An 11930-nucleotide genomic window follows, 5' to 3' on the forward strand; every position below is an offset into this window, starting at 1 on the left:
TATATCAATTTTTGCCAAAATGCGCTGGCTAATTACTCGCCACGGTGGCTTAACACTGCATCCACGATACCGTATTCCACAGCCTGCTCTGATGACATGAAGTTATCACGATCAGTATCGCGCTCAATGACTTCAAGAGGTTGGCCTGTATGTTCTGCTAACAACTTGTTTAGCTTCTGTTTAATCGTCAGGATTTCCTGAGCATGGATTTGGATATCAGAAGCTTGACCCTGGAAACCACCCAATGGTTGGTGGATCATTACACGAGAGTTAGGCAGTACGTAACGCTTACCTGGCGCACCACCTGCAAGCAGGAAGGCACCCATTGAACATGCTTGACCCATACACACAGTGCTGACATTTGGCTTAATGAACTGCATGGTATCGTAAATAGACATACCAGCTGTTACGCTGCCGCCTGGCGAGTTGATGTATAGGAAAATATCTTTATCTGGATTTTCAGATTCTAGGAAAAGTAGCTGAGCCACGACAAGGTTTGCCATGTGGTCTTCCACTTGACCCGTTAAAAAAATCACGCGCTCTTTCAGCAGACGTGAGTAGATGTCGTAAGAGCGTTCGCCTCGGGAAGTTTGTTCAACCACCATTGGTACTAGCGCGTCCATAATTGGCGACATTGCATTTTTTTCTTGGTAGCTCATATTCTTATGTCCCTAAAATAAATGGCCCGGATGATGACTATCATACGGACCATTGTTAGCAGAATAGTTAACGTTAAGTCAACCTTCTACGCAAGATATTGCTTATTAAGCAGCAGGTTGTTGTTGGTTAAGTAGCTCGTTGAAGCCTACTTCTTTCTCAGAAACCTGTGCTTTAGCGATGATCGCGTCGATTGCTTGCTCTTCTAGAGCTACGTTGCGCATGTTGTTCATCATTTCTTCGTTTTGCTCGTAGTAAGCAATAACTTCTGATGGATCTTCGTATGCAGTAGCCATTTCTTCGATTAGAGCTTTAACTTTCTCATCGTCCGCTTTTAGCTCTTCAGATTTGATTACTTCACCTAGTAGAAGACCAACAACTACGCGACGTTTAGCTTGTTCTTCGAACAGTTCACGTGGAAGCTGAGCAGCAGCTTCTGGGTTACCACCGAAGCGTTGTGCAGCTTGTTGACGTAGAACTTGGATTTCTTGCTCGATAAGCGCTGATGGTACGTTGATGTCGTTTTGCTCAACTAGACCGTCAATCGCTTGCTCTTTGATGCGGTTCTTAACAGCTTGCTTAAGTTCGCGTTCCATGTTCTTACGAACTTCAGCTTTAAGTGCTTCAACACCACCTTCAACAACACCGAACTTAGCAACGAACTCGTCGTTTAGTTCTGGAAGTTCACGAGCTTCAACTTTGTTCACTTTGATTGCGAACTTAGCTGCTTTACCTTTTAGGTTTTCAGCGTGGTAATCTTCTGGGAAAGTCACGTCGATGTCGAATTCCATACCAGCAGTTTTACCTGCGATACCGTCTTCGAAACCAGGGATCATGCGACCAGCACCCATTTCTAGAGGGAAGTTCTCAGCTTTACCGCCTTCGAACTCTTCACCGTCGATAGAACCAACGAAGTCGATGCTTACGCGTTTGCCATCTTCAGCTGCTTCTTCAACTTCAACCCAAGTTGCTTGTTGCTTACGTAGAGTATCGATCATCTCTTCTACGTCTGCATCTTTAACTTCTGTTAGTGGTTTTTCAACAGTGATGCTCTCTAGGCCTTTAAGCTCAACTTCTGGGTAAACTTCAAAAGTTGCAGTGAAAACTAGGTCTGAACCTTCTTTGTTCTCTACAGGAGCGAAAGTTGGAGCGCCAGCTGGGTTGATTTTCTCTTTAACGATAGCTTCGATGAAGTGGCGTTGCATTACTTCACCAAGAACGTCTTGACGTACTGCTTTTCCGTACATCTTAGCAACCATTTTTAGAGGCACTTTACCCTTACGGAAACCATCGAAACGACGGTTTTTAGCGATGTTGCGTAGTTCAGCTGTTACAGCGTCTTCGATGTTTGCAGCTGGAACAGTAATGTTTAGACGGCGCTCTAGGCCCTCTAGCGTTTCAACAGTAACTTGCATTATATATAAACCTCTAAAGTGGCTCGGTTTTCCGAGCGTATGAGCGAAACTCAGAGGAGCTTACGCTTCATCCTTGTGTAGTGTTCTGTCCGAACACCTAATTTAAAATCGAGTATCGATACTGGTTGTCAGTACCGGACTAATCAGTGATATCTTCGATAAAATAACCAAAGGTATCTCCTATTAGCCTCAGGACAGAATTTTTAGACGCGACATTCTAGCGATCTGTCGCAACCCTGTCGAGCCAATAGCCACTATGTGGACATTGTCTGCGCTAAATTCTCGAATGCTGACCCATTTTTTCTTCAAAAATGCGATTCAGACACCGTCTAAGCATCGCCAGCATATCTAGAATGGGGACAATAGCGACTTTTTCAAGAGAATCGACCGGTTTTTTTATCGAAAAGCCTAAAAAGAGATCTTGCTCTTGTTTTACTCCACAGAGTTGAAAACTAAATCCCTAATCCTTCCTACAAACTATTAACATTTTCTTACGTGACCAAAGGAAGTTGTAAGGAGTGTAAGGATGTCGCAAAAAAAACGGATTCTGCTGACATTTTTTGCTTTCTATTTCCTGTCCGCAATTATCGGTGGCCATTGGGTTTGGCAGACCAGTTATCAATCTCTACTTGATAAACACCAATCACAGCTGGAGCAGTTTTCTGGCCATATAAAAAATAAACTCGATAAGTACGCCCATATCCCAAATCTTCTCGCTAAAGATGATCCTCTTTATCAAGCGCTTCTGCACCCCAACAACAGTGCGCAACTGGAAATCACTAATCGGTATTTAGAATCCGTTAATGGCGTGATTGAAGCAGCGGATACGTACTTAATCGATCAATGGGGTACAACGATCGCGGCCAGCAACTGGCGTAAAGAGCGCTCCTTTATCGGTCGAAATTTTGCATTTCGACCTTATTTCAAACAAGCCATTGTAGGTAAACGAAGCCAATACTACGCACTGGGCTCAACATCTGGTAAACGTGGCTACTACTATTCTTATCCCATCGTATACGCTGGCGGTGTACTTGGTGTCGTCGTGGTGAAGATGGACCTAAGTAAGATAGAGGACAACTGGCAGCAACCTAACAGTGTTTTTGTCGCCAGCGACCCATACGGAATTGTTTTCATGAGTAGCCGAAGTGAATGGCTACTCAAAAGCTTACAACCACTGACAAAAAAAGAGAAAAAGCAAGTTTGGGCAAGCCAACAATATCTTGATGCGCCAATTGAAACGCTTGGATTAGTAGGTAGTTTGGACGAGGTGCATTCTGAGCTTAAACAGGGTTACCCATACAATAAAGGAACCTTGGTGGTCTCTTCGCTGCCCCTTCCCGGACTCAAACTGACAATTCGTGTGCTGTCTCCTAAACAGTCGATCGTTTGGTTCACCATGGGTTACATCTTTGTACTCACTCTAGCATTCATGGTTTTGTTTTTAATTGGTCAGCTTATCTATCACCGTCAACAGCGTCACTTGCAAATTGAACGAATTCAACAAGAAGCCAATCAAAAGTTGGAATATCAAGTCATGGCACGGACTGCCGAGTTGCAAGCTGAGATCGCACAGCGTATCGATACCGAGCAAACTTTACGCGTTACTCAAGATGAATTGGTGCAAGCAGCGAAACTCGCGGTGTTAGGACAAATGTCAGCCAGTATCAGCCATGAACTGAATAATCCACTTGCGGCAATTCGTAGCTTTGCGGAGAACGGCAAGCTGTTTCTAAAAAAAGAAAAATATGAGCGAGTGGAAGATAATCTCACTCGCATTTCTGCTCTCACTGACCGTATGGCAAATATCAGTCAGCAACTTCGCTCTTTCGCCAAAAAAACCAGTGGTGACGAGTTGGCTCAATCTCGATTGTTCCCTGTGATTGCCTCTGTAAAAGAACTGATGAAGCCCGCATTTAAATCAGGGCGCGTCACGTTAGAAACAAATTTGCCAAAGCATGATGTTGAAGTGCAGATCAATATTATTCAACTGGAGCAAGTGTTGGTCAATTTACTGACTAATGCGATAGAAGCACTCAAAGAACAACAAGACAAACAGGTAGAATTATCTGTAGAACACGATGAGCACACTGATTTGGTTTGGATTCATGTTGATGATAATGGCCCAGGGCTTGGCTCTTTCTCACTTTCTGATTTATGTGAACCGTTTCTAACTACTAAACTGAACGGTTTAGGTTTGGGTCTCTCTATCTCGCAACAAATCTTAGCCAGTATGAATGGAAAATTATGTGCCCATAATCGAGAACAAGGCGGCGCTCGATTCTCATTGTGTTTACCTATCACTTCTTACAACACTGAACCATCAAAAGGATAAGATCATGTGTCAGGTGTTTTTTATTGATGATGAGGCCGATCTCAGACTCGCTATAGAACAGACCTTTGAACTGGCGGATATCGACGCCAAGTTTTTTGTGGATGCAGAATCGGCTTTAATAGCGATGCAGCAAGGAGAAGAAGCTGGCGTCGTGGTCACTGATATCTGTTTGCCGGGCATTTCTGGTATGGATATGCTGACAACTTTGACTCAACGCGATGCAAACTTACCCGTCATCATGATCACGGGACACGGTGATATTTCCATGGCTGTGCAAGCCCTTCATCAAGGCGCTTACGACTTTATTGAGAAACCTTTTGCGCCAGAACATTTGGTTGAAACGGTTAAGCGGGCGATTGAGAAGCGCAAACTAACCAATGAAAATGAAAAACTGCGCCTGTCACTTAAAGCCAGTAAAACCCTTGGTCCACGAGTTATTGGTGAAACCTCTAGCATCCAAATATTACGAGAGACCATCACCCAAATCGCCGATACCGACGCCGATATTTTATTGTTTGGTGAGACCGGTACAGGGAAAGAGTTAATCGCTCGCTCTTTACATGAGCAAAGCTCTCGCCGGAACCAAAACTTTGTCGCCGTAAATTGTGGAGCGGTTCCAGAGAACTTAATTGAGAGTGAACTCTACGGCCATGAAAAAGGCGCATTCACTGGCGCCGAAAGCCGTCGTATCGGTAAATTTGAGTTTGCACAAGGCGGCACACTTTTCTTGGATGAGATCGAGTCGATGCCTATCCAAGCCCAAATTCGTTTATTGAGGGTATTACAAGAGCGCGTGATTGAGCGTGTCGGTTCCAATGAATTATTGCCTTTAGATATTCGAGTGATTGCCGCAACAAAGGTCGATTTAAAACACGCAGCTGAAGAAGGTACTTTCCGTCAGGACCTCTATTATCGGCTCAATGTCGTGACCTTGGATCTCCCGCCACTACGCGAACGAAAAGAAGACATTCCCGCCCTCTTTCACCACTTTCTGTTGGTAGCAGCTTCACGTTATGGCAAAAGCTCACCTAGTTTGTCACCCCAAGATCTAGCGCAACTGATGAGCCATGACTGGCCTGGTAATGTTCGAGAACTCAGAAATGCTGCAGAACGTTTTGTACTATTGGGTAAGTTAATTCAGTTGGGAGAGTCGAACCCAGTTGCTAAGTCTTCCTCAAGCCTTGCAGAGCAAGTGGCGGAGTTTGAGAGAGCAGCCATTGAAGGCGCTTTATTAGAAAACAACGGTAGTATTAAACAGACAATGTGCCAATTAAATGTGCCAAGAAAAACCCTTTACGACAAGATGCAGCGTTACCAAATAAATAAAGACCTTTACAAATAAAACACGTTCAGATAATTGGCATTATATTCAACTTGAATCATAATTTTTAACAACAGGTTTATCATGGTTGTTACAGATATGAACGAAAAAGTGAGAATACCGATTGTTACAGATACCGTGCTCGTAGACGGTTGCTATCAAGAAGAGAGAAGACTCGGTGAAGAGCGTCGTAAAAATAAAAAGAGGTGGCGACACTATGAACGTCGAATTAATTCAGACCCGCGCAAAACTTGTTACAAATCAATAGATGAAGAGGTGTGAATTCTCACACCTCTTTCTACTTTCTGGCTTCCATTACTTGGTAATGATCTCCGGCCCCATCAAGGTAGTAGGCAACCAAGTCGATACCCATGGTACATATGTGACGATAATTAGGAATAAGAACATCACTCCAACCCAAGGTAATGCTGCCTTCACTACGTTCATCATCGACATTTTGGCAACACCAGCGGTCACAAATAAGTTAAGACCCACGGGCGGCGTTATCATTCCTATCTCCATATTCACCACCATCATTATGCCCAAATGAATTGGGTCTATGCCTAATGCAATCGCAATTGGGAACACGAGCGGCGCAACAATGATCAACAAGCCTGATGGCTCCATGAACTGACCACCAATCAACAACAAGACGTTCACCACAATCAAGAAAGTGATGGGTCCGAGACCAGCCGAGAGCATCGACTCGGTGATCATTTGCGGGATGCGTTCTTCCGTTAAAACATGCTTCAAAATTAAGGCATTAGCAATGATGAACAGCAGCATGATGGTGAGTTTGCCCGCTTCATACAGGGTGTGTTTCGTGTCTTTATGAACAAAGGTTTGGAAGATTTTAACGAGCGCAGGTTTAGTGTTTTTCTTGTCTGCAAATGGCCCCATGTCTTTGTATACAAAGTTAGCAATAAAGAATGAGTACACAGCAGCAACCGCAGCGGCTTCTGTCGGCGTAAAGATACCGCCATAGATACCACCAAGAATGATGACGACCAACAACAAGCCCCAGCTTGCATCCTTGGCGGCATCAAAGGTTTCTTTCCAACCGACAAAAGGCTGTTTTGGAAGGTTCTTGATTCTCGCGGCAATGTAAATCGCGATCATCAACATGACACCCGCCAGCAAACCGGGAATCACACCACCAAGGAACATACGTCCAACTGACACATCTGTTGCGGCTGCATACACCACCATCACAATCGAAGGTGGGATCAAAATCCCTAGCGTACCTGCGTTACAAATTACCCCAGAGGCAAACTCTTTTGAGTAACCGTTTTTGATCATACCTGCGATAACAATACTACCTATGGCAACAACCGTTGCAGGTGAGGAACCTGACAACGCGGCAAACATCATACACGCGACAACCGAAGCCATCGCCAAACCGCCGCGGAACCAGCCTACAATGGCAATGGCGAAACGAATGATCCGCTTTGCTACGCCACCCGTCGACATAAAGCTTGAAGCCAATATAAAGAATGGAATAGCCAATAGCGTGTAGTGGCCCGCGAATGCATTAAACAGCGTTTGAGCAACTGACGCTAAAGAGGCATCCGAATGCATTAAAAGAAAAAGAACACTGGAAAGGCCCAGCGAAATAGCAATTGGCACGCCAACCAGCATAAAGCCAATTACCATCAAAAATAGAAATAAGATATCCATGGCTTATTGCTCCTTGTTTTTAGCGTCTTGCGAGGCCTTTGGAGCCATTACGTCTTCAGCGTCACTCATCTCAGCTTTAAGAGATTCGAGCTCTTCCTCCGCTTCATGTCCTGCAATCAAGCGATCGAGCTTACCAGTAGCGATTTGCCACGTGACTTGAACAAATCTAAACGTTAGTAGCGCCATTCCAAGTGGCAAAGCGAAGTAAGGAATAAAACGTGGCAGCTTTTCATAACGCTCTCCCTCATTTAACCAGTCGGCCATGAACTGGAGTATTTCAGGCATCGGAATATCGTCCGTTTCATACCACGCTCGGTCAGTAGCGAACGGATACCAGTAGTTCCAAGCGCCAATTAACAGCAAAATAGAGAAGGCTAAGCAACACATTGCAGCAAAAAGCGCCAGGGCTTTTCGTTTACCTTCCGGAACGATGTTAATAATGACATCGACACCAATGTGAAAGTGTTTTTTCACACCATAAGATGCGCCAACCAACACCATCCATGCGAACATGAAAACGGTGAGCTCAAGCGCCCAAAGAATATTGTCGTTAAAGACATAACGAAAGATGACATTGGCAAAGGTCAGCAAGGTCATGGCACCCAAGAAGAAAGCAATCAAAGTCTCTTCAATGGCATCGGTGATTCGTCCAGCCTTGGCAAAAAAAGTCTGTTCCATAATTACATCACGTCGTCTGTAGGGGGAAAGAGCCCCCTCAGTTTGAGAGGGCTAAATGTGCTAGGGGTTATTATTTTTGGTTAGACGCCAAAGCGGCTTCGATTAGGTCAGAACCAATGTCTTTTTCGAACTTCTTCCATACTGGTTGAAGTGCAGTGACCCATTCTTGGCGCTGTTCTGGCGTTAGAGTACGAACCACACCACCGGCTTCGATGATATTGTTCTTATTCGCAAGGTTTACTTTGGTTGACTCAGCATTACGCTGCGCAGTTACCTCTTGAATAATGGTGTTTAACTGCTCGCGCTGATCATCTGGTAAGTTTTTCCAGAAGTCGTTTGACGTCACAACTAAGTAATCCAGAATTCCGTGGTTCGTTTCCGTAATGCCATCTTGAACTTCGAAGAATTTTTTGCCGTAAATGTTTGACCAAGTATTTTCTTGACCATCAATAACCTTAGTTTGCAAGCCGCCGTAAACTTCTTTGAACGACATTTTTTGTGGGTTAGCACCTAGCTGCTCAAACTGAGCAACGAGTACATCAGACGCTTGAACACGGAACTTAAGTCCTTCAGCATCAGTTGGAGAAATGAGCGGCTTGTTGGCTGACATTTGCTTCATGCCGTTATGCCAAAACGCAATGCCTTGTAGGCCACGACGTTTCATTGAGTTTTTCAGCTTTTCACCCGCTTCCGAGTTTTGGAAACGGTCAACCGCGTCGACATCATCGAACAAGAAAGGGAGATCGAAAAGGCGGTACTTCTTGGTGAATTTCTCAAACTTAGAAAGAGAAGGAGCAGCGAGTTGAACATCACCATTCAGTAGCGCTTCCAACACTTTGTCATCATCATAAAGTGTTGAGTTAGGAAACACCTGCATACAGACTTTACCGTTCATCTCTTCGTTGACGCGCTTTTCAAGTAACGAAGCCGCGATGCCTTTAGGGTGTTTGTCCGCATTCGTTACATGGCTAAACTTGATGACCGTTTCACCCGGGTCACAATTTGCGGCAGCATTAAAACTGGTAACAGCAAGTGCAGAGACAGATAGTAGAGTTAGAGGCTTAAACATTATTATTCTCCTTGTTGAATCACATCCCATCCCGTCCATGAGTAACTAGGTGCTAGGCGATGGGTACGGATGTTCAACAAAGAGCAATTAATGGACCATGTTAAAATTTATATGTATTTCAATAAACTAACATAGCCCATTAACATGAATCCGAAGTGTAACGAGTGAATTCCACCCAAGAAAAAGATACAAATGGGTGGAAAATGACCCATTTATGAAGAACAGCTTATCTCCATTTTCTTCCCCCATTCCGGTGGCAATTTCGCGTAATCATCAAACTCGGGTTGATCATCAAATGGGCGTTTTAACAGTTCGGCCAATCGGTGTAATTCGCTAAAGTCCCCTTCTTCCGCTTTATCAATCGCCAACTGAGCCAAGTAGTTACGCAAGATGTATTTGGGATTGGCTTGACGCATCTGTTTGCAACGCTGTTCGGTTGAAATCAGGCCCCCTAGTTCATCAACCTCTAGCTCACACCGAGCTAAGTACAGATCAAGCCAAGCTCGCGCAGCTTCTCGGTCGAGAAATAAATCGATTACGGCTTGGGAAGGCGCATTATCAAGGTTTGAAAGTGTTCTGAAGAAGCGAGTGTAGTCCGTTTTGTTCTGGTGAAGAAGCTCAAACATAGCTTCAAACAAACGCCCGTCTTCCGCTATCTTGGTTTTTAAGCCCAACTTCTCACGCATGAGGCGGCTGAACTGCTGGCTTAAATGAACTTCAAATTGACTCAACGACGATTCTAAATCTTCTCGTTCAACGAGTGGCGATAGCGCATGCGCCAGTGCTGACAGGTTCCAAAGCGCAATTCTAGGCTGTTGATCAAATGCGTAACGACCCTGGTAGTCTGAATGATTACAAATGTATCCCGGCTCATAATCATCAAGAAAGCCAAACGGACCATAATCAAAAGTTTGCCCAAGAATTGACATGTTATCGGTATTCATCACACCATGCGCAAAACCAAAAGCTTGCCAATATGCGATCATCTCGGCTGTTTTAGTCACGATGGCGTCAAACATCGCGGCATATGGTTTCTCCGCCGATGCACAATCAGCAAAGTGCCACTCAATCACCTTATCCGCCAACAGCTTCTGCTCTGCTAACTGGTTGGTGTAAAAGAAATGCTCAAAGTGACCGAATCGAACATGGGTTTCAGCCATTCGAAGTAACAAAGCGCCCGATTCCGTTTTTTCTCGATAAACAGGTGTATCACTGACCATCATACCGAGAGCACGTGTCGTGGGAACCCCAAGGCCCGCCATGGCTTCACTGCACAAGTACTCACGGATAGTTGAGCGTAATACCGCTCGCCCATCTCCCATTCGCGAGTAAGGCGTTAGCCCTGCACCTTTGAGGTGAAGATCAAACCAAGTACCATCCTGATGCTCAATTTCTGCCAACAGTAATCCACGTCCATCGCCCAAATCTGGGTTGTAAACGCCAAACTGATGGCCTGCATATTTCATCGCAAGAGGACGAAATTGTTCGAATTCACTTAGCCCAGAAAAAACCGCCAATAACTCATCGTTTTGCTCTGCTGGTAAACCAAACTGCTGTGCAAACTCACCATTCCAAGCGACCCAGCGAGTGTTGTCCAAGGGTTGTGGCTCGACCAACGTATAGAACGCTGACGGTAATTGACTAAAGCGATGGGTGAAATTGACCCGTTGCCAAATGGACATGTAGGGTTCCTTAATAAAAAGAAGTACTGTTGTGAGTATACGTGTGAATGTCCCTGTCATTCAGCCATGAAATGGGCATGGGTATTTTGCGTGAATAACGCGAAGGCGGCAGGAAGGTATCAACCTGCCGCAGACCGTCTCCTAAACGGAGGTAGCATGTAAAAACGATCAAAGGGTTAAGCGGAAAATTCTTCACCCGTTTTTGGTGGCTGTGATGTCGTATCAAAACGAGCGCGTTCGATATCCACTACCGTTTTATAGCTCAACGATAACAATGCCAGCTGGTACGCGCCAAAAATACCATAGGCCACACCGACGAGGCTCAACATAAAGAGATTCGTAAAGTGGCTAAAGATCAGCTGACTGAGCAAGCCCGCACCCAATGGAATTAGTCCCATCAAAATGAATACTTGTTTGTTGTATGGTCTGCTCTGGTTCCACGAACGACGCAAACTGCGCGGCTGATGATCCATTGCAGTCGCTGGCAACACAAATGACCATCGCGCCATTACCCAATAGCCAGGAATGCTTGCAATCGTTGTGATAATAGCCATAGCAACAAAGTCAGCTTCACCACTTTCTGCAATGTAGATAAACGACAACACAAAGATCGGGATACCAATAACGAGCATCATCATCAGTCCAAACAGTATCCACCAGCCTATGAAACGGAATTCTCGAGCTGACAAACGAAATACATCCAACGCAGAGTGCATGTAATCACCGACTAAATAAATTCGATGCATACGCACAGCCGCCATAGCGGCAACAAGTGGGTACAAAATAATTGTGACGAAATAAAACCCTGCGACATTGCCTTCTTGAACGTTCGCTTGATCTTGCCCCGTCATTTCAGGATACATAAAAGCAAAAATTGAGTGCACGATAATCAACGGAATACAAGCAATAACAATTGCGAGTAGATTCCTTCTGACCATCACTGCCGCTTCTCGGCATATTTCCGAAACAGAAAAGCCCTCGGTAGACATATAACATCCTTAGTTCATAAAAATCGGCCCCTAGGGTAACCGCAGAGTAGAAAAATCGCTTTAAAAATAATGAGAAACACATCTCATAAGACAATGAGAACGAAACCAAA

At 44.7% G+C, this 11930-nt stretch carries 10 protein-coding genes and 1 pseudogene; 3 read left to right on the forward strand and 8 right to left on the reverse strand.

Features of this window, described 5'->3' with window-relative positions; translation table 11 throughout:
* Positions 1–32: 32 nt before the first annotated feature.
* The 3 genes and pseudogenes from clpP to MTF70_RS17835 all read right to left on the reverse strand — a co-directional run bounded on the left by clpP (position 33) and on the right by MTF70_RS17835 (position 2559).
* Positions 33–659: an ATP-dependent Clp endopeptidase proteolytic subunit ClpP gene (clpP, locus tag MTF70_RS17825; RefSeq protein ID WP_005382347.1), complete on the reverse strand. Its 627-nt coding sequence runs from the start codon at positions 657–659 to the stop codon at positions 33–35.
* A gap of 105 nt (positions 660–764) precedes the next feature.
* Positions 765–2072, reverse strand: coding sequence for a trigger factor (tig, locus tag MTF70_RS17830; protein WP_005382251.1), 1308 nt, complete (start codon positions 2070–2072; stop codon positions 765–767).
* Between the two features lie 274 nt (positions 2073–2346).
* Positions 2347–2559: pseudogene (locus tag MTF70_RS17835) on the reverse strand (hypothetical protein).
* A 39-nt stretch (positions 2560–2598) separates the two neighbouring features.
* Here MTF70_RS17835 and MTF70_RS17840 point away from each other — a divergent pair.
* The 3 genes from MTF70_RS17840 to MTF70_RS17850 all read left to right on the forward strand — a co-directional run bounded on the left by MTF70_RS17840 (position 2599) and on the right by MTF70_RS17850 (position 6007).
* Complete coding sequence (locus MTF70_RS17840) at positions 2599–4404, forward strand: ATP-binding protein (protein WP_025766957.1); 1806 nt, start codon at positions 2599–2601, stop codon at positions 4402–4404.
* 4 nt (positions 4405–4408) lie between these two features.
* Positions 4409–5746, forward strand: a complete 1338-nt coding sequence (locus tag MTF70_RS17845; RefSeq protein WP_017819922.1) for a sigma-54 dependent transcriptional regulator — start codon at positions 4409–4411, stop codon at positions 5744–5746.
* Between the two features lie 78 nt (positions 5747–5824).
* Positions 5825–6007: a hypothetical protein gene (locus tag MTF70_RS17850; RefSeq protein WP_080276915.1), complete on the forward strand. Its 183-nt coding sequence runs from the start codon at positions 5825–5827 to the stop codon at positions 6005–6007.
* Between the two features lie 33 nt (positions 6008–6040).
* Here the strand turns inward: MTF70_RS17850 and MTF70_RS17855 are convergent, their stop codons facing one another.
* From MTF70_RS17855 to MTF70_RS17875, 5 genes are all read right to left on the reverse strand, one after another.
* The gene (locus MTF70_RS17855) at positions 6041–7402 is read right to left on the reverse strand and encodes a TRAP transporter large permease (RefSeq protein WP_005382255.1); all 1362 of its coding nucleotides are present in this window, start codon (positions 7400–7402) and stop codon (positions 6041–6043) included.
* 3 nt (positions 7403–7405) lie between these two features.
* The gene (locus MTF70_RS17860; protein ID WP_005384308.1) at positions 7406–8080 is read right to left on the reverse strand and encodes a TRAP transporter small permease; all 675 of its coding nucleotides are present in this window, start codon (positions 8078–8080) and stop codon (positions 7406–7408) included.
* 70 nt (positions 8081–8150) lie between these two features.
* Positions 8151–9149, reverse strand: coding sequence for a TRAP transporter substrate-binding protein (locus MTF70_RS17865; protein ID WP_017634784.1), 999 nt, complete (start codon positions 9147–9149; stop codon positions 8151–8153).
* Between the two features lie 212 nt (positions 9150–9361).
* Complete coding sequence (locus tag MTF70_RS17870; protein ID WP_171344883.1) at positions 9362–10831, reverse strand: protein adenylyltransferase SelO; 1470 nt, start codon at positions 10829–10831, stop codon at positions 9362–9364.
* A gap of 176 nt (positions 10832–11007) precedes the next feature.
* Complete coding sequence (locus MTF70_RS17875) at positions 11008–11820, reverse strand: sugar transporter (protein ID WP_205460871.1); 813 nt, start codon at positions 11818–11820, stop codon at positions 11008–11010.
* Positions 11821–11930 lie beyond the last annotated feature (110 nt).

The organism is Vibrio sp. 2CM40D (genome assembly GCF_023161825.1).
Lineage (GTDB): Bacteria > Pseudomonadota > Gammaproteobacteria > Enterobacterales > Vibrionaceae > Vibrio > Vibrio alginolyticus.